Here is a 17,925-nt window from a genome sequence, read left to right on the forward strand (position 1 = left end):
AGGTTGAGATGTTATGTCAGATCAATTTAAGAGCCGTGAAGAACGCCGCAAGGCAAGGCAGACGAAAAGCCCCAAGCCTTCTTCACCGAAAAAAGGCAAGAAACAGCGTAAAGGCGGTTTATTCAAAAAGATTGTACTGTCCTTGGTTATTCTGTTTGTCCTCGGCATCGTCGGCGGAGCTGCGGCATTTGCCGTTTTAGTTTCCGGCGCGCCGTCTTTGGACGAAGCCAAGCTGAAAACGCCTTACTCTTCAACAATTTACGATAAAAACGGCAAAGAAATCGCGGAAGTGGGCGGCGAAAAACGAACCTACGTCCCGATTAAGGATATACCCGATGTTGTGAAGGAAGCATTTATTGCAACAGAGGACGCCCGTTTTTATAAGCACCATGGAATAGACCCGATCCGGATCGGCGGCGCTTTGGTCGCCAACTTTACGGATGGTTTCGGTTCAGAGGGAGGAAGCACAATCACCCAGCAGGTTGTGAAAAACTCGCTTCTGACTCACCAGAAAACGATTAAACGGAAAGCCCAGGAAGTATGGCTTTCACTGCAGCTGGAGCGCCATTATTCTAAAGATGAAATTTTAGAAATGTATTTAAACAGAATTTATTTCTCACCGCGCGCCTATGGCGTCGGTAAAGCGGCTGAAGAATTCTTCGGCGTGAAAGATTTGAGCAAGCTTACGGTTGAACAGGCGGCTACGCTTGCCGGAATGCCGCAAAGCCCGACCGGTTATAACCCGGTTAAAAATCCGAAGGCTTCTGAAAAACGCCGGAACATCGTTCTCAGCTTAATGGAAAAACAAGGATTCATCTCGAATTCTGAATACCAAAAAGCAAAGAAAGTGTCCATGAAAGATGAAGGCGTCGTCAGCCAAAAGGAATACGATAAAAAAGATACAAATAAATACAGCGCTTTTGTCGAAGAAGTCATGAAAGAAATTGAGACAAAAGAAAAGAAAGACGTCGATATTTCAACTGACGGATTAAAAATTTACACGACTCTTGATACGAAAGCACAAGATTATCTTGATCAATTGATGAACGGCGACACGGTCGGCTTTACCCAAGGCATGCAGGGCGGCGTCACCCTCCTTGATACGACAAACGGAGAAATCCGCGCCATCGGAGCAGGACGAAACAGAACTACCGGAGGATTCAATTATGCAACACAAGGTAAAACGCAGCCAGGTTCAACAATAAAACCGATTCTTGATTACGGGCCGGTCATTGAAAATAAAAAATGGTCGACTTACGAGCAGATTGACGACTCTCCATATACGTACTCTGACGGCACACCGATTCATGACTATGACAATAAATACAGAGGTCAGATATCTATGCGCGAGGCCCTCGCAGACTCACGTAATATTCCTGCTTTAAAGGCATACCAAGCAGCAGGAAAAGATAATGCCGTCGACTTCGCAAACGACTTAGGATTGGGATTAAACAAAGATCAAGTATATGAACCCTATTCTATCGGCGGTTTTGGGGATACTAACCGCGGTGTTTCAACTCTGACCATGGCAGGCGCCTACAGTGCGTTCGGAAATAACGGAACGTACAATGAACCGCACGCGGTCACATCGATTGAATTTAATGACGGCACTAAGCTTGATTTAACACCGAAACCGAAGAGTGCTATGAGCGATTACACAGCATTCATGGTTACAGACATGCTGAAATCAGCTGTCGAATCGGGAACAGGTAAACTGGCACAAGTACCGAACGTGGAAGTCGCCGGTAAAACGGGTACGACAAACTTTACTAAAGGTGATATTCAAAAATATAACATTGCTCCAGGCGGAGTCCCAGACTCATGGTTTGTCGGCTACACCCCTCAATACACAGCGGCGGTTTGGACCGGTGTAGAGTCTGGTAACAAAGCAGGCAAAAAATCACTGTCATCGACAGACCAGCAAGTTGCAAAACGGATTTTCCAAAAGCTGATCTCATATGTTGATGACGGTAAAGGAAGCTTCAAGCAGCCTGACAGCGTCGTGAAAGAAACAGTTGAGAAAGGCTCGAACCCCGCCGCTTTAGCCGGACCGAATACGCCGGATGATAAAAAAGTGACGGAGTACTTCGTGAAAGGAACGGAGCCTACTGCCGTTTCTAAAACGTACAAGAAAGAAAAAGCTAATAAACCGACTGGCTTGCAAGTGAAGTACGACAAAGATAAAAAATCATTAACCTTAAGCTGGGATTATGACGGCGATGCAACTTTCAATGTCAAACAATCCGTTGACGGCGGAAGCTACAGTGACATTCAAAACAGTTCGGCAAAAGAAGCCATCGTCTCAGATGTCACACCAGGCTCCACCTACAGCTTCCAAGTGACAGCGGAAAATGATGACGGAAAGAGCGATACGGCATCAGCATCTTTCAAAGTTCCGAAAGATGAAGAAGACGATGCAGATAAAGATAAAGCGACTGACGATGAACAGAAGTCTGATGATGATAAGGATAAAGACAAGACCCAAACCGATGATTCAAACACAGACGACAATCAGACAGATACGTCAGACGGTTCGGATCAAACACCTACTGATGACCCGAATAAAAATCCGGATCAATCCAACCAGGATCAAACGGATAATAACAATCCGAATCAGCCTGGTAACGGGACGGATAACAACGGGCAGCAAGATAACAGCTCTGACAATGGTTCCGATTCCGGTTCAGACGGCTCGACTAAGCCTGACAGCGGTCAAACGGACAAAAACCAAGACTCATCTTCAAATGTCAATGGTCAGTCAAATTCGTCAACCATCCAGTCAAATTCCGCTAATTAGCGTGCGAAATCCTTCACCTCAAACAGGTGAAGGATTTTTTTCATGCAAAAAAACCTCCTTACGAGAAAAGGAGGTTTTTTATGATTTGTTCATGACTTCATATTTATGATATTGCTTTTTCATCTCCATCATTAATTCATCCAGCTGAATAAACGAGTGAAATTGAGTCGGTTTTGTTAAAATAAACGCCATTCTCTCCGCCCAATTAATCGGTTCCGCGGGAAAATGCTTTGTTTCAAGTACAGACCAATCGAGTGATGTGACCCGCTCCCCTGCCGTCCAATGAAAAGCGGCAATCAGACAGACGATCCCTTTCAGCATGTCGTTTTGATCACATCTCGATTTCCTTGTTTGAAAAACGGGGAGCAGCGCTTCTTTCGTCTCGATCCAAATCTGAAAAAGAAACGGAACATATTCGCTCCTTTCCCTCCATGGCTGCACTTTCGGCTGGCCGCTGAAATCCATATACAGCGGATGGCGGCGCAGCACCGTTTTGATCTCGAGGCTTTCCAGGTCCGTAAGGCTGCGCAAGTATGTTTCATAGCCTGCCAGAATGTCAATTGCCGTCACCGTTTCACCAGCCCTTTTTTGTCACGCTTCTGCCCTTCCCTGCATAGCGAAAGCAAAGGACATTCCGCACAGCGGGGGGATTGCGCTTTACAATGATACCGTCCGAAAAATATTAATCTGTGATGCGTGACAGACCAATCCTCTTTCGGCACTTTTTTCATTAATGTTTTCTCTACTTCTAATACAGAGTCCTTCCAGCGACAGATGCCGAGCCGTTTCGAGACCCGTTCCACATGAGTGTCTACTGCAATTGCAGGTACGCCGAAAGCAACGGATACGACCACATTTGCCGTTTTCCGTCCGACACCCGGCAGCTTCACAAGCTCATCTCGGTCTTTCGGCACTTCCCCGCCGTACTCTTCGATAATCATTTTGCTCAGCTTTTGAATATTCTTGGCTTTATTTCGGTACAGGCCGATAGATTTAATATCCTGCTGGAGTTCTTCCAGCGGTACGGCCAAATAATCTTCGGGCCGTTTATATTTTTGAAATAGCGTTTTTGTCACTCTGTTGACGAGAGCATCCGTACATTGCGCAGATAAAGCGACTGCCACAACCAGTTCGAAAGGATTTGAATGGACAAGTTCACATTCTGCGTGCGGAAACATATCGCCGATTTTATCAAGACAATATTCAATCTGCTTTAAATTTAACACGTTTCTCTCCTTCTCATGTTACTGTTCCAGCCAATTGTAAAAAGGCACCTGCCTCGTATACTCTTTTTGCGGTTCATTTTGTTTCGTTTGAACGCGCCGGAACTTTTGGCTGTGTGCCTTCGCCTGCTCAACCGTTTTGAAGCCGTTCTTTTTCCATTCAAATAAAATCCGGTCAATATAGCGAAAACTGAGCTTTCCTGATAAAACAGCTTCTTTTAACGCATGTTTAATCAAAATCGCATCATGCTGATCCTGGTCCTGCCATATGGCCAGCGTCTCACATTCAAGCGGAGACAGCGGTCTTCCGAATTCTTCTTCAAAGATGGTGTACAGGCTTTTTTGTTCTCTTTCTGACGTTCTTTCCTGCGTTTCGTTTTGTGAATGCTGAATGTAATCATACAGCTTCGCCCATAGCGGCTGCAGAGAATATTTTTCAAACTTTATGCCGTTATGGTCTTCACATTCTTCAATGAACAGAAAGCCTTTTTGAATAAACATTCTCAGACAGCTTGTACATTCTTCAGCAGAAATGGACATGCCTGATTGAAGTTCAAACGGCGTCGGAAAATAAGAGCCCTTTTCCAAATGCATTTTAATCTTCAAGAGCAGGATCAATTCGGTTTCGTTCAGCCCGAGCTGCCGATAATGTGTCAGCAGCAGGTTGGGAATGCTTGAAATGCCGAGTTCCTGCATATCTATAAATTGCTGTTTTTTCATGCTTACACCTCTTACTGTAAAAGGTTATCTCCGGGAGCTTTCCCCTTTACTTAGAAAAAGTCTCCCTTACAGGAGACTTCGTTTTTTATAACTATTACGGATACAGACGGTTCAAAAGTCTCGGGAACGGAATCGTTTCACGCACGTGAGGCGCTCCGCTGATCCAAGCCACTGTCCGCTCAAGTCCGAGGCCGAAGCCGGAGTGCGGAACAGAACCGTATTGTCTGAGTTCAGCATACCATTTGTAAGCATCTGAATCCAGACCGTGTTCTTTTAATCTTTCTTCCAATAAATCCATATCGTGAACGCGTTCTGAACCGCCGATGATTTCCCCGTAGCCTTCCGGAGCGATTAAGTCAGCACATAACACGACATCGTCACGATCCTTGGCAGGCTGCATATAAAACGGTTTTAATGACGTCGGATAATGAGTGATAAACACCGGTTTGTCATAGCTTTCTGCGATCGCAGTTTCATGCGGCGCACCGAAGTCATCTCCCCATTCAATATCGTCGAATCCTTTTTCTTTCAGGAACTCGATCGCTTTATCATACGTAATGCGCGGGAACGGCGCTTTGATTTGTTCAAGCTTGGACGTGTCTCTTCCTAATGTGTTCAGCTCGATCTTACAATGTTTCAGCACGCTTTGTACGATATAAGCAACGTAATTCTCTTGAACTTCAAGGTTTTCTTCAAATTCGACAAATGCCATTTCAGGCTCAATCATCCAGAATTCGATGAGGTGGCGTTTCGTTTTTGATTTTTCCGCTCTGAATGTCGGTCCGAATGAGAATACTTTTCCGAGCGCCATTGCTGCAGCTTCCATATACAGCTGGCCGCTTTGAGACAAGAAGGCGTCTTCATCAAAATATTTCGTCGCGAACAGCTCAGTCGTGCCTTCAGGAGCGCTTCCCGTCAAAATCGGCGGATCAACTTTCACGAAGCCTTCTTTGTTGAAGAATTCATAAGTCGCACGGATGATTTCGTTGCGGATTTTCATAATCGCATGCTGGCGTTTCGAACGGAGCCATAAATGTCTGTGGTCCATTAAGAATTCCGTGCCGTGCTCTTTAGGCGTAATCGGATAATCAGTCGCTTCGTGAATGACTTCAATGGACGTAACCGCAAGCTCATAGCCAAGCGGTGAACGCTCGTCTTCTTTCACAATCCCTTTTACGTAAAGTGACGTTTCCTGCGTCACTGATTTTGCGATTTGGAAGATGTTTTCTTCAACTTCAGCTTTGACGACAACTCCCTGAATGAAGCCCGTACCGTCTCTCAGCTGTAAAAATGCGATTTTACCGCTTGAGCGTTTATTCGCGACCCAAGCTCCAATCGTTACTTCCTCGCCTGTGTGTTTATACACTTGGTTGATTGTTGTTTTCAAAATCTTTCCCTCCAGAACAAGAAAGACATTCAGGAATCTGCCTGAATCTCTTTTTTCATCACTTTATTATACCCGTTCTACTCTTACGGGGTCAATGCAGATGAAAAGCGGCTTCAAAAGCCGCTTTTTCAGAATCAGCTGTGTTTTTCCGTAAAGCGGCGGATTCTCTCGACCGCTTCTTCTAAAAGATCAAGTGACGTTGCGTAAGATAAGCGGACGTTGTCCGGTGAACCGAAGCCCGAGCCCGGCACAATGGCGACTTTTTCTTCTTCCAGAAGCGCCTTCACGTATTCATCGACATCTTTAAATCCGCAGTTTTCTGCTGCCGCTTTGGCATTAGGGAACAAGTAAAACGCCCCTTCAGGCTTGACACAGGTAAAGCCGGGAATTTCACTGAGCTGAGCGTAAATCGTATTCAGTCTGTGCTCAAATGCCTGTCTCATCTCTTCCAGCGGCTCAGCCGGCCCATTGTATGCCGCAATGGCGCCGTATTGCGCGATGGACGTCGGATTTGATGTGCTGTGGCTCGCAAGGCTCGTCATCGCTTTAATAATCGGCTCGGAACCCGCCGCATAACCGATTCTCCAGCCCGTCATGCTGTGGGATTTCGACACGCCGTTAATGATGATCGTCTGCTCTTTCAATTCATCTGAAAGCTGTGCGATTGAGACGTGTTTTTTTCCTCCGTATGTAAGCTTCTCATAAATCTCGTCAGAAACGATCAGAATGTCATGCTCAAGGCACACTTTTCCGAGTTCCGCAAGCTCTTCTTTCGTATACATGACACCTGTCGGGTTGCTCGGTGAGTTGATAATGATTGCTTTTGTTTTCTCCGTGACCGCCTGCTTCAGCTGCTCCGGTGAAATTTTAAACTGATTGGACTCCAATCCTTCGATATAGACGGGACGTCCTCCCGCCAATTTCACCTGCTCAGGATAGCTTACCCAGTAAGGAGTCGGTATAATCACTTCGTCCCCTTCATCGAGAATGACCTGAAATAACGTATACAGGGCGTGTTTCGCTCCGGTGCAGACAATGATTTCAGACGGTTGATATTCAATTCCCTGATCGTTTTTGAATTTTTCAGCGATACTGTCTTTCAGCGCCGGCAGACCGCCAGAAGGCGTATATTTCGTATGCCCTTCATTCATGGAACGCACCGCGGCATCTATAATGTGCTGAGGCGTATTAAAATCCGGTTCTCCTGCTCCCAGGCCGATGACATCATGGCCTTCTGCTTTCAGCTGTTTCGCTTTTGCGGTAATTGCAAGTGTTGCAGACGGTGTTAATGCGGATACTCTTTTTGCCAATTTCAACTTGAACTCCCCCTAATACGTCTCACGGTGTGATGTTTTTGAGAATCTTGCCGCTTGTAAAGTCCACATAGCTAAAACTATACTGCCCGTTTTTGTTGATGTAGGTCACTTCCCACAGCAGGACATCGTTTTCTCTCGCCGGGTGGACGTCATTCAGCTTGGAAACAAGCCCTTCGCCCTGAACAATCTTGGCAGCCTTGCCGCTTGAAATGCCGTCACTGGCTTTTTTCGAGAGAATTTTTGCTTTTTTGTCGGCCGGAACCCATACATACATGTCTTTTCCATGTTTATCCGTTCCGGAAACAACGTAATACTTCTGTTTGCCGACAAAGGTTTCCACTTTCTCAGCATCTGTCAGATTCGTTTTTTCTTTAGCGGCAGCGGCAGCTGTTTCGTGACCTTCTTCTTTTTGAGCCATTGCAGATTTAAAAATGCTGGCCGAAAATAAAAGAACTGCTAAAAAAATAATACCAAATACGGCTGTAAATATTAATGCTTTTTTTCTCATCTTTTTTTCACCTATGTGCGATAAATGGTGAAGACCGCTTCATTTTGATTTTCTTCGTCAAGCGCAAGTCCGAACATCAGATTGTCCCTTTTCAAAGTCCGGTTTAATGTATCGACGATTTTATATAAATCATCCGAATGCTCCACATTAATCGTAGAAAGAATCTCAATTTTGCTTTCCATTTTTATACCCTCCATCGGTCGAACAAATTTTGTTAGTCATAACGGGATGCACGCGCGGCATAATAAAATCACAAGGCGGCATGAACCCGCTTTTACTATATAAACAATTCCTCATCCCACACCACGAAAGCCGCGTTTATGCGGCTTTTATTCCGTTTGGCTGACATAATCTGCGAGTTCGTCATCCGTCAGTTCCAAAAGGGATGACGTCGGGAGCGCTTCAAGAAACAGCCGTCCGTACCCAGCCGTCTTGACACGCTGATCTAACAGCACAATCGTTCCTTTGTCTCCCGCCGTACGGAGCAGCCGCCCGATTCCCTGTCTGAACGTTAACACGGCCTCAGGCAGGGAAATGGTCTGAAACGGGTTTTTCCCCTGCTTCTTAGCGAATTCGCATTTTGCGGCATGAAGCGGGTTATCAGGCGCACGGAAAGGAAGCCTTGCGATCATGACGGTTGACAATTCATCTCCCGGAAAATCAACGCCTTCCCAGAAATGATTCGTCCCGAGCAAAATCGCCCGGCTGGCCGTTTTAAAGGTTTTCATTAATTTACCGGGACTCCCGCCCGAGATGCCTTGGCCGAGAAGCTGAATGCCTGAGATCTCCATACTGAGTTTCAATTCCTGATACACTTTTTTCAGCATATCATGAGATGTAAACAGGATAAGGATCTTCGGCTGTTTTCCCTTTGACATGATTTCTGCATACTTGGCAATATGCTCAATGACTTCCCGCTCTCCGTCATATTTGACGGATTTCATTTCTTTCGGAATGATGACGTTCATCTGATCATCATAAGAAAAAGGAGACGGGATGCTTTTGGTGCGCGGATAAAAATCCGAAAGTCCCAGCCTTTCAATCATAAATTGAAAAGACTGCTCCACCATTAAGGTCGCTGATGTGAGCACAACGCTTTTTTTGCGGGCGAAAAACTGGTCTGCCAGCATTTCACCGGGCTCCAGGGGCTGTGCATAGATACTGACGGCGTTTTTTGCCCCTTTCGCATCAATTTCAACCCAAACGGCCTCTTTCTCATCATTTTCAAACAGCAGCCGGCTGAACGTATCGCGGTATTCTCTCAGCCCTCTGATACACTTTACATATTCAGCCGCTAAAAAAGCCGCTCCGCTTTTCATCTCATCAAGCTTTTGATGTAACAGTTTCTCCTGCACGGAAAACAAGTCGAGCAGCTGATCAAGCATCGCACAAAGCCGCTCCGCTCCGTCCGTTATCATGAAAAGCCCTTTATCCTGGCTTTTATGATTCAGACTATAGACGAGACGGTTCAGATCGTCTTTAGGTTTTCTTCGTTTAACAAAAGAATGCACTGAACTGAAAAATGCGTCGCTTTCAGATTGAATATGCTTCATCCACTCATCGGCGTCAAAAAAACTTTCCGCCGGCAGATCATACGTATAAAACAGTTTTCTCATCCGCTTTAACAGCCCGTGTTCCTTCAACGTTCCGATTCGGCTGAGCTTTGTGTGCAGCCCGATGTATGAAGCTCTGCGGCCTAAATGCTCGCTGGCGGCGCGTTCGAAATGATGCGCTTCATCGATGATGACCGTTCCGCTTGCAGGCAGTTTTTTTGTTTCACTGCTTTGATCTGAAAACAGCAAAGCATGGTTTGTGATAATCAAATCTGCGGCCTGCGCTTTTTCTTTAGCCCGTTCATAAAATCCGGCGGCCGATTCCTTCCCTTTTTTCAAAAAAGAATCCTCATCATAGGACATGCGCTCCCACAGCAATCTCCCGCCCGAAGGAAGATTCAGCTCAGCTGAGTCGCCCGTTTCAGTCTCCGTCAGCCAGATGAGAAGCTGCGCCTTCGTCAAAACCGCATCATAGTTGTCATCTTCCTCATGCAGAATATGTTCAAACTTGCGCAAGCACAGATAATGCGATTTCCCTTTTAAAATAGCGGCCTGAACCGGCCAAGGAAACATACGTTCCAAAAGCGGGAGATCTTTAGACATGATCTGCTGCTGCAAAAGAGTAGAGTACGTGCTGATAATGACGGGAGTTTGTTCCGCTTTGGCAAATAAAACAGCCGGAACGAGATAACCGATCGTTTTTCCGATGCCGGGCGCCGCTTCAATAAGCGCATGCTCCCGATTGCGGAAGGCACCAAGCACTTCATCCATCATCGAAAGCTGCCCTTTCCGCTTTTCATAGCGGGGGATGATGTCAGATAAGAGCCGTTCTTTTTCTTCGTTCCATTTTTCAAGGTCAATGGCAGCGTTCACCGGCCGGGATGCCGGGATTTGATCGGGCTCTTTAATTGAAAATGAGGCATATGGAATGCAGCTCTCTTCTGCCGCCGGCCTGTTTTCATGAATAAAAGAATCCAAAAGCAGCGTCAAATCGCTGATAAAATGCTGTGAAAGCCTTCTAAGCTGCTTTAACGTCGGCAAAGGCAAATGTTTCAGTTTATGTAAAATGTCTAAAAAGATCAGCCCCGTAACCTCCGCATCACTGTCTGCGCGGTGAGGCCGGTCATGAACAATATTCAGCTCCGCGCACAATTCACCGAGCTTATACCCTTCAAATCCCGGGAAAACAATACGCGAGAGCTCAACCGTATCAAGCACTTCGCAATCCGTCAGCTCATAGCCCGCTTCGCTCAGTTCATGCCGGACAAATCCGAGGTCGAAATGAATATTGTGCGCAACAAAATACGCGCCGTCAAGCAGATGAAAAATCTCTTCTGCGACCGCTTCAAACGGCAGTTCATTTTCAACCATACCGGTTGAAATTCCGGTCAGCTGTTCAATAAACGGCGGGATGTCCTGATTCGGATTGATATATTTTGAAAACCGCTCAGTTATTTGTCCATTTTCAATGACAACCGCTGCGATTTGAATGATTTTATCGCCCTTTTTCGGCGAATTTCCTGTTGTTTCGACATCTATGACAACGAACCGTTGCTTGTTCATTAAAATGGACACCTCAATTCTTGCATACGAGAAAAGTGTAACACGTTTTGTTGAGAAATGGAGCGGAAAAACAGCTTTTGCCCCTAAATCTTAAAAGAAAACCCCCATGAAGGGGGCTCTTTTACAAAATCGTGTGCGCCGGCTCCTGACCCAGCATCTGCTCGATTTTATTCTGATCATCAAGCACCGCCACCTTTGGCTGATGGGTTTTTGCTTCCTGATCAGACATCATTTGATAAGAAATAATAATGACTTTATCTCCCTCTTGGACGAGACGGGCGGCGGCTCCGTTTAAACAGATGACGCCGCTCCCCCGTTTACCGGGAATAATATACGTTTCAAGTCTCGCTCCGTTGTTATTATTCACAATTTGAACTTTTTCATTAACGAGCATTCCGACGGCATCCAAAAGATCTTCGTCGATCGTAATGCTGCCGACATAGTTTAAATTGGCTTCCGTCACGGTAGCGCGGTGCAGTTTTCCGGCCATCATAGTACGGTACATATTATGATCTCTCCCATTCATCAATATCAATAATGATATTATCAATCAGTCTTGCTTTAGAAAATTGAACGGCGCAGGCCAGAATGATCTTGCCGTTTAGCGTTTTAAGCGGAGTCAGCTCCGGATAAGCGTACAATTCGGCATAATCAATGACGCCGCTTGTGTTTTCGATGATGTCGGTGACGGCTTTTATGACGTTTTCCGGGTTTCTTTCACCGTCTCTGATCAGCTCGGCGCCTTGTTGCAGCGCTTTATAGATCATCGGCGCTTCTTTTCGTTCCTGCTCAGTCAGATAGACGTTGCGAGAGCTTTTAGCAAGCCCGTCTTCTTCTCTGACCGTGTCCACCGCAACCAATTCGATATCCATAAAGAAATCCTCAATCAATCCGTCCACAACCGCCGCCTGCTGGGCATCTTTCAGGCCGAAGTAGGCGCGGGTCGGTTTGACGAGATTGAAAAACTTCGTCAAAACAGTAGCCACTCCGTCAAAATGGCCGATGCGGGAGGCGCCGCATAACACGTCAGTTCTTCTTTTTACATGCACGGCAACATTTTGCTCACCCTTATACATGTCACTAGCAGACGGCGTAAACAATACATCTGCCCCCGCCTGTTCCGCAAGCCGGGCATCGCGGTTTAAATCACGCGGATAAGCTTCATAATCCTCGCCCGGTCCGAATTGAGTCGGATTAACAAAGATGCTCATCACGACAATATCGTTTTCTTTGGTCGCTTTTTCAACCAGCGTCAGATGCCCTTCATGAAGAAAACCCATCGTCGGAACGAATCCGATCGTCCGGCCTTCTGAGCGGTATTGTGCAATCAGTTCTTTCAGCTGTTGAATTTCTGTCACTTGTTTCATCGCTTACTTCCCTCCGTACAAGCCTTGCAGCACAGTTTGATTCAGCTGAAAGGAGTGCTTTTCTTCCGGAAAAACCCGTTCTTTCACATCACGGACGTAACCGCTGAGCGCGGACTCAATCGTCCCGTCGATTTTGGCGTATTGCTTCACGAACTTCGGTGTTCTCTCCACGCCGTGGCCGACAACGTCATGATAAACAAGGACTTGGCCGTCCGCTTTTGAACCGGCTCCGATTCCGATAACGGGAATGGATACTTCTTCTTTTATTTTAGCTGTCAGTTCAGCAGGCACACATTCAAGGACGAGCATCATCGCTCCCGCCTGTTCGCATTTGATGCTGTCTTCAATGAGCTTTTTCGCGCTTTGCTCGTCTTTTCCCTGTACCTTATATCCGCCTAATACTCCGACAGACTGCGGTGTAAGCCCTAAATGGCTGACGACAGGAATGCCTCCGAGAGTCAGCGCGCGGATGGATTCAAAAACGCCGTCTCCGCCTTCAAGCTTTAACGCGTCAGCGCCGCTTTCCTGAATAATGGCCGCGGCGTTTTTCAATGTATCCTCTTTTGAAAGGTGGTAAGACATAAACGGCATATCAGTTACGATAAACGTATTTTTCGCACCGCGTTTTACCGCTTTTGTATGATGAATCATGTCACTGACCGTTACGCCGACGGTTGAATCGAGCCCGAGCACGACCATTCCGAGCGAATCCCCGACTAAAATCATGTCGACTCCAGCCTGTTCCGCGAGCTTGGCCTGCGGATAATCGTAAGCGGTCAGCATCACGATCGGCTCTCCGTTTTCCTTCATTTTCATAAAATCCAGTTTTGTTTTCATTCTGATTCTCCTCCTCTAAACGGTGAGGAGATGAGCCGCCAATTCTTTGCAAGCAAAAAAGCCTTCTGTAAAATAAGAAGGATTCCCACTTGTTTAACGTTCGGCGAATGTCATCCCTCTGTCCCAGTCCTTTTTTGGATCAAGGCAGACTTTTCGTAGTCTCTGTTCTGCTGATCAGGTGCAGTTCATTATGATACTGCCCATAGGAAGTATACCAAATTCACAAGACTTGTACCAACTAAGATTAATTGAGCTCAATATCGGCAGAATATATTTTCTTTATTCCGTCTTTCGTTTCCAAGAGAAGAACTCCTTCATCATCAATGCCAAGCGATTTTCCGTAAAACGTCCCTTGCAGCGTTCTCGCTCTGAGCTCGTTCCCCAGTCCGACCGCATAGCTTTCCCATAATAGCTTGATCGGTGTAAAGCCGTGCTTCAAATAATCCTGATAGCGTTTTTCAAAAGTCAGCAGAATCTCTTGTATCAGACCCGCTCTGTCAATTTTTTCGCCGGCCTCCAGGCTGAGGCTTGTCGCAATTTCCTGAAGCTCGCCGGGAAAATCGGTTTCCTGCTGGTTCACGTTGATACCGATCCCGAGAATAACCGAACGGACACGGTCTTCTTCCGCCTGAAGCTCAGTTAAAATCCCGACGGCTTTTTTACCGTGAATCATTAAGTCATTCGGCCATTTAATGGCGGGCTGTACACCGGTAAAGGCCTCAATGGCCTGTACGACCGCAACGGCAGATAACAGGGTAAGCTGCGGCGTTTTTTGCAATGGAATGTCCGGTCTGAGGATGAGGCTCATCCATATCCCGTTTCCTTCCTGTGAATGCCATACTCTGGACATTCTTCCTCTGCCTTCCGTTTGTTTATCGGCGACTACGAGCGTCCCTTCCGGCGCACCGTCATTGGCAAGTTCATGGGCCGTTTTTTGGGTGGACGGCAGGACGTCCCGGTAATACAGCTGTTTGCCCAAAACCTCTGTTTTCAGCCCGAAACGGATTTCGGATTCACTGAGTTTTCCCGGCTTTTTGATGAGCCTGTACCCTTTCCGCCTGACCGCCTCAACCTCATAGCCCTCTTTGCGGAGCTCTTCTATATGTTTCCAAACGGCAGTTCTCGAGCAGCCGAGCGCGTCACTTATTTTCTGCCCGGAGATAAAGCCGTCACCCGCCTCAGAAAATAAATCAATTAATTGGGTTTTTAATGTTGATCCCATGATGCGAGCCACTCCTTTATGTCATGTTTACGGTTGGGGAGCTTTCCTGCCAATACCGCTTCTTCAATCCGGCGCAGTTCTTCGGCCACCCATTTACCCGCGCGGCGGTTTCTGAGCTCCATCAGATCGGCGCCTGAAATGTCGAGATCACGGAGACTTTTGATCGGCAGCTGCTCATAGAGGCTCTGAACCTCTTTCAGCTTTTGTTCATCAATCGTCTTTTGCTTTTTCAGCATTCCGATTTTAACAGCTGAAAACAGCGCCTCTCCCGCCCGGTACATCGCTTCTGCTTCCAACTGCGCCGGATACACGCTTATGATCCTCACCGCTCCTTTTATGACTTTTCCCGGCAGTTTCCATTGTTTTAAAAACGGTTCGGCATTTTTCGGACTAAGGCCGAGAAATAATAACAGCGCTGCCCAGCGTTCTTCGCGCGCATCCAAGGAAGAAAACGGGAATTCACTTACTTCGAGCATTTGCTGCTCATAACCGGAAAGACCGGGCAGCTCCTGTATCAGTCCCGTCTGCACCATCGTTTGAATCGCTTCTTTTGAGGATGTGCCAAGGAGAAGCTTTTCAAACTCGACGGTCTTTCGTTCTACTGATACATGCGCCAAAAGCTCCCTGTCTTTTATGACGGCCTTTTTTGTTTTTTCCTCTAACACAAAGCCGAGCTGGCTCATAAATCGGACGGCTCTCATCATCCGCAGAGCGTCTTCCCGAAAACGGTCTTCAGGGTTTCCCACCGTACGGATCAGCTTTTTCCCGATATCGTGTGCGCCGCCGAAATAATCAACCAGATCTCCTTCGGCAGACATCGCCATCGCATTAATCGTTAAGTCTCTCCGCTTTAAGTCTTCTGATAAAGAAGTAATGAACCGTACGGCTTCAGGGCGCCGATAATCCTTATATTCTGATTCGGCACGGAAGGTGGTGACTTCATAGGTTTCATCTTTCCATAAGACAATTACGGTGCCGTGTTCCTTGCCTACATCGACAGTCCGCTCAAAGAGGCGCTCCACCTCATTCGGCGAAGCGCTGGTTGCGATGTCCACATCACCTATTTTTCGTTTCATATAGCTGTCTCTGACGGCTCCACCGACAAAGTACGCCTGATGACCAGCCTTCATCAGATGGTGAAGGATGGGGAGGGCTTTGACAAATTCCTGTTCCATAAGATCACTCCGGTCCTGCCAATTCGTCATAAATCCGTTCATACTGACTGACGATTCTTTGCGAAGAAAAGGCGGTCTCCACCATTTTGAGCGCATGGTCAGTCAAACGTTTGCTGAGCTGTTTGTCTTCTAAAATCGCAAGCGCTTTTTCAGAAGCCGCCTGAATATCGCCGACTTCCACCAGAAAACCGCTTACTTGGTCTTTAATCACTTCCGGTATCCCGCCGATATTAGTTCCGATGCACGGCACGCCGCAGGCCATCGCCTCAAGGAGAACGAGTCCGAAACTTTCTTTTTCAGACAGAAGAAGCTTAAGATCGCTGATGGAATACAGCTCTTCCACCCTGTCCTGGTTTCCGAGGAGCAGCACTTGATCCTGCAGACCGTATTTCTCGACAAGCTGCCAAGCGACGCACTTTTCCGGTCCGTCGCCGACAAGCAGAAGCTTTGCCTTTGTTTTAGCTGCGATATTACGGAAAACACGGATGACATCCTTCACGCGCTTTACCTTTCTGAAGTTTGAAACATGAATGACGACTTTCTCATCCGGCAAAATACCGTGTTTCTCTTTTATACTCTCTGTATTTTTCTTAAGATAAACACGTTCATCAATAAAGTTGTAAATGGTCTCAATTTTTTTATTCGGCTTAATTAAGTCATATGTTTCACCGGCAAGCGCGGTTGATACCGCCGTCACTCTGTCGGACGATTCGATAGCAAAACGGATTAAATCTTTTAGTGACGGATCATATCCTAAAACGGTGATGTCCGTACCGTGAAGCGTCGTAACGATGCCGATGTCACGCTTGAGCATCTGTTTAGCGAGATAAGCGCATACCGCATGCGGCAGCGCGTAGTGCGCGTGGATGATATCAAGATTTTCCCTTGCGGCAACCTCAGCGATTTTGCTCGCCAGCGAAAGGTCATACGGCGGATATTTAAATACCGCGTATTGGTTGACCTCCACCTCATGAAAGTGAATATTCGGATGATATGTATTTAATCTGAACGGGATGCTTGATGTAATGAAATGAACCTGGTGCCCCTTTTCCGCAAGCAGCTTGCCGAGTTCCGTCGCAATAATACCCGAGCCTCCGACACTCGGGTAGCATGTAATCCCTATTTTTAATGGTCTCATTGTCCGCCCCCAAAAACATCATCATTCAAAACGGGAAGCTGTTTTGAAAAGAAACCTTCGGCGTACCCCGTCCCGGCTTCTTTGCCATACAGTCTTTCCCGCGCTTCCACCATTTCGATATAACCGTTTGTCAGCGGTGTGTTCACTGACTGCGCCGTAGGAATAAACTGGCTTTGATAGGCATTCAGGCTTTCCTTTTTCAGATCGATGGTTTCCGTTATGTCGATTACAAAGTCCGGACGGTGAAATCCGTTGATCATATAATAGTATACTTTCTGAGCTTTGTGAGCCGGCAGCTGATGATGATCTTTGTATTTATGAATTCCCGCTGAGAACACCGCCTCTTCGACCAATGCCGCAGCATTGCCGTGGTCTGGGTGGCGGTCTTTCGGATAAGGCATGAAAACGGCTTTCGGCCGGCAGGCTCTGATGACACTGACAATCCTACGGATGGCATCTTCACTTTTCAAAAGCCCGCGGTCGGGAAGCGTAAGCTGGATTCTCTCTTTTACGCCGAGAATTCGGGCCGCCTCCGACGCTTCTTCTTTTCTTATGCTTACCGTCCCGTTAGATGATAGTTCAGCCTCGGTCAGATCGCATATCACCGCGGTTTTTCCTTGTGCCGTAAATTTTGCGATCGTGCCGCCCATACCGATCTCGACATCATCGCTATGAGCGCCGAACGCAAGGATATCAACGTGTTCAGGCATTCGGCTCTCCTCCGCGCACGAGATTGCGGAAATCAAACGCCCCGCCGTCCAGCGTACGGACGAGGATTTCCGCTGTTCCCATATTTGTGGCAAGCGGGATCGCGTATACGTCACACAGCCGGATCAGCGCCGAGACATCCGGTTCGTGAGGCTGCGCAGTTAACGGGTCGCGCAGAAAAATGACGAGGTCCAAGGCATTTGCTGCAATTAATGCGCCAATTTGCTGATCTCCGCCGAGCGGGCCGGATTGAAAACGTTCAACGGACAATCCGGTCGCTTCTTGGATTTTCAAGCCTGTCGTACCCGTCGCGTATAACTCATGATGGCTCAATATATCTTTATATGCGGTCGTAAACTGAACCATATCCTGCTTTTTTTTATCGTGAGCAATTAAAGCGATTTTCATTTG

General features: G+C 46.9%; 17 protein-coding genes. 1 reads left to right on the top strand and 16 read right to left on the bottom strand.

What is annotated here, in order from left to right; all coding sequences use genetic code 11:
* Positions 1–13: 13 nt before the first annotated feature.
* Positions 14–2,797, top strand: a complete 2,784-nt coding sequence (locus QRX25_RS10760; RefSeq protein WP_212098282.1) for a PBP1A family penicillin-binding protein — start codon at positions 14–16, stop codon at positions 2,795–2,797.
* Between the two features lie 78 nt (positions 2,798–2,875).
* On the opposite strand, the gene QRX25_RS10765 is transcribed toward QRX25_RS10760, so the two are convergent.
* The 16 genes from QRX25_RS10765 to mgsA form a co-directional block, all read right to left on the bottom strand.
* A complete protein-coding gene (locus tag QRX25_RS10765; RefSeq protein WP_212098284.1) occupies positions 2,876–3,367 on the bottom strand; it encodes a YpoC family protein in 492 nt (163 codons plus the stop codon).
* Positions 3,364–4,023, bottom strand: a complete 660-nt coding sequence (gene nth / locus QRX25_RS10770) for an endonuclease III (RefSeq protein ID WP_016939068.1) — start codon at positions 4,021–4,023, stop codon at positions 3,364–3,366. Before nth ends, QRX25_RS10765 begins: the two co-directional genes overlap by 4 nt.
* An 18-nt stretch (positions 4,024–4,041) precedes the next feature.
* Entirely contained in the window at positions 4,042–4,740 is a 699-nt protein-coding gene (gene dnaD / locus QRX25_RS10775; protein ID WP_013352649.1) for a DNA replication protein DnaD, read from the bottom strand.
* A gap of 94 nt (positions 4,741–4,834) precedes the next feature.
* Entirely contained in the window at positions 4,835–6,127 is a 1,293-nt protein-coding gene (gene asnS, locus QRX25_RS10780) for an asparagine--tRNA ligase (RefSeq protein WP_065981746.1), read from the bottom strand.
* Positions 6,128–6,261: 134 nt separating this feature from the next.
* Positions 6,262–7,443 carry a pyridoxal phosphate-dependent aminotransferase gene (locus tag QRX25_RS10785; RefSeq protein WP_212098287.1) on the bottom strand — a complete coding sequence of 394 codons (1,182 nt, stop codon included), beginning with the start codon at positions 7,441–7,443 and terminating at the stop codon, positions 6,262–6,264.
* A gap of 22 nt (positions 7,444–7,465) precedes the next feature.
* On the bottom strand, positions 7,466–7,951 hold the full coding sequence (tseB, locus tag QRX25_RS10790; protein WP_212098290.1) for a cell wall elongation/penicillin-binding protein regulator TseB: 486 nt from the start codon (positions 7,949–7,951) through the stop codon (positions 7,466–7,468).
* Positions 7,952–7,962: 11 nt separating this feature from the next.
* Positions 7,963–8,133: a YpmA family protein gene (locus tag QRX25_RS10795; protein ID WP_003153512.1), complete on the bottom strand. Its 171-nt coding sequence runs from the start codon at positions 8,131–8,133 to the stop codon at positions 7,963–7,965.
* Positions 8,134–8,280: 147 nt separating this feature from the next.
* Complete coding sequence (gene dinG, locus QRX25_RS10800; RefSeq protein WP_212098292.1) at positions 8,281–11,067, bottom strand: ATP-dependent DNA helicase DinG; 2,787 nt, start codon at positions 11,065–11,067, stop codon at positions 8,281–8,283.
* A gap of 121 nt (positions 11,068–11,188) precedes the next feature.
* Positions 11,189–11,572 (bottom strand): aspartate 1-decarboxylase, encoded by a 384-nt coding sequence (panD, locus tag QRX25_RS10805; RefSeq protein WP_013352654.1) that lies wholly within the window; start codon positions 11,570–11,572, stop codon positions 11,189–11,191.
* Position 11,573: 1 nt separating this feature from the next.
* Positions 11,574–12,434, bottom strand: coding sequence for a pantoate--beta-alanine ligase (gene panC / locus QRX25_RS10810; RefSeq protein ID WP_115997564.1), 861 nt, complete (start codon positions 12,432–12,434; stop codon positions 11,574–11,576).
* A gap of 3 nt (positions 12,435–12,437) precedes the next feature.
* Positions 12,438–13,271, bottom strand: a complete 834-nt coding sequence (gene panB / locus QRX25_RS10815; RefSeq protein WP_065981751.1) for a 3-methyl-2-oxobutanoate hydroxymethyltransferase — start codon at positions 13,269–13,271, stop codon at positions 12,438–12,440.
* A 244-nt stretch (positions 13,272–13,515) separates the two neighbouring features.
* Positions 13,516–14,493, bottom strand: a complete 978-nt coding sequence (locus QRX25_RS10820) for a biotin--[acetyl-CoA-carboxylase] ligase (RefSeq protein WP_212098294.1) — start codon at positions 14,491–14,493, stop codon at positions 13,516–13,518.
* Positions 14,478–15,668, bottom strand: a complete 1,191-nt coding sequence (locus QRX25_RS10825; protein WP_212098296.1) for a CCA tRNA nucleotidyltransferase — start codon at positions 15,666–15,668, stop codon at positions 14,478–14,480. The genes QRX25_RS10820 and QRX25_RS10825 overlap by 16 nt, the downstream gene beginning before the upstream one ends.
* Positions 15,669–15,672: 4 nt before the next feature.
* The gene (gene bshA / locus QRX25_RS10830) at positions 15,673–16,806 is read right to left on the bottom strand and encodes an N-acetyl-alpha-D-glucosaminyl L-malate synthase BshA (RefSeq protein WP_014470055.1); all 1,134 of its coding nucleotides are present in this window, start codon (positions 16,804–16,806) and stop codon (positions 15,673–15,675) included.
* Positions 16,803–17,516: a bacillithiol biosynthesis deacetylase BshB1 gene (gene bshB1, locus QRX25_RS10835; RefSeq protein WP_212098298.1), complete on the bottom strand. Its 714-nt coding sequence runs from the start codon at positions 17,514–17,516 to the stop codon at positions 16,803–16,805. Before bshB1 ends, bshA begins: the two co-directional genes overlap by 4 nt.
* On the bottom strand, positions 17,509–17,922 hold the full coding sequence (mgsA, locus tag QRX25_RS10840; protein ID WP_065522868.1) for a methylglyoxal synthase: 414 nt from the start codon (positions 17,920–17,922) through the stop codon (positions 17,509–17,511). The genes bshB1 and mgsA overlap by 8 nt, the downstream gene beginning before the upstream one ends.
* Positions 17,923–17,925 lie beyond the last annotated feature (3 nt).

Origin of the sequence: Bacillus sp. L381, assembly GCF_030284525.1 — a bacterium.
Classification (GTDB): Bacteria; Bacillota; Bacilli; order Bacillales; family Bacillaceae; genus Bacillus; species Bacillus amyloliquefaciens.

Excerpts from the sequence above, each read along its gene's own strand:
- QRX25_RS10760 (WP_212098282.1), top strand. The coding sequence starts at position 14 with ATGTCAGATCAATTTAAGAGCCGTGAAGAACGCCGCAAGGCAAGGCAG.
- dnaD (WP_013352649.1), bottom strand. The coding sequence starts at position 4,740 with ATGAAAAAACAGCAATTTATAGATATGCAGGAACTCGGCATTTCAAGC.
- tseB (WP_212098290.1), bottom strand. The coding sequence starts at position 7,951 with ATGAGAAAAAAAGCATTAATATTTACAGCCGTATTTGGTATTATTTTT.
- QRX25_RS10795 (WP_003153512.1), bottom strand. The coding sequence starts at position 8,133 with ATGGAAAGCAAAATTGAGATTCTTTCTACGATTAATGTGGAGCATTCG.
- dinG (WP_212098292.1), bottom strand. The coding sequence starts at position 11,067 with ATGAACAAGCAACGGTTCGTTGTCATAGATGTCGAAACAACAGGAAAT.
- panD (WP_013352654.1), bottom strand. The coding sequence starts at position 11,572 with ATGTACCGTACTATGATGGCCGGAAAACTGCACCGCGCTACCGTGACG.
- panC (WP_115997564.1), bottom strand. The coding sequence starts at position 12,434 with ATGAAACAAGTGACAGAAATTCAACAGCTGAAAGAACTGATTGCACAA.
- panB (WP_065981751.1), bottom strand. The coding sequence starts at position 13,271 with ATGAAAACAAAACTGGATTTTATGAAAATGAAGGAAAACGGAGAGCCG.
- QRX25_RS10820 (WP_212098294.1), bottom strand. The coding sequence starts at position 14,493 with ATGGGATCAACATTAAAAACCCAATTAATTGATTTATTTTCTGAGGCG.
- QRX25_RS10825 (WP_212098296.1), bottom strand. The coding sequence starts at position 15,668 with ATGGAACAGGAATTTGTCAAAGCCCTCCCCATCCTTCACCATCTGATG.
- bshA (WP_014470055.1), bottom strand. The coding sequence starts at position 16,806 with ATGAGACCATTAAAAATAGGGATTACATGCTACCCGAGTGTCGGAGGC.
- bshB1 (WP_212098298.1), bottom strand. The coding sequence starts at position 17,516 with ATGCCTGAACACGTTGATATCCTTGCGTTCGGCGCTCATAGCGATGAT.
- mgsA (WP_065522868.1), bottom strand. The coding sequence starts at position 17,922 with ATGAAAATCGCTTTAATTGCTCACGATAAAAAAAAGCAGGATATGGTT.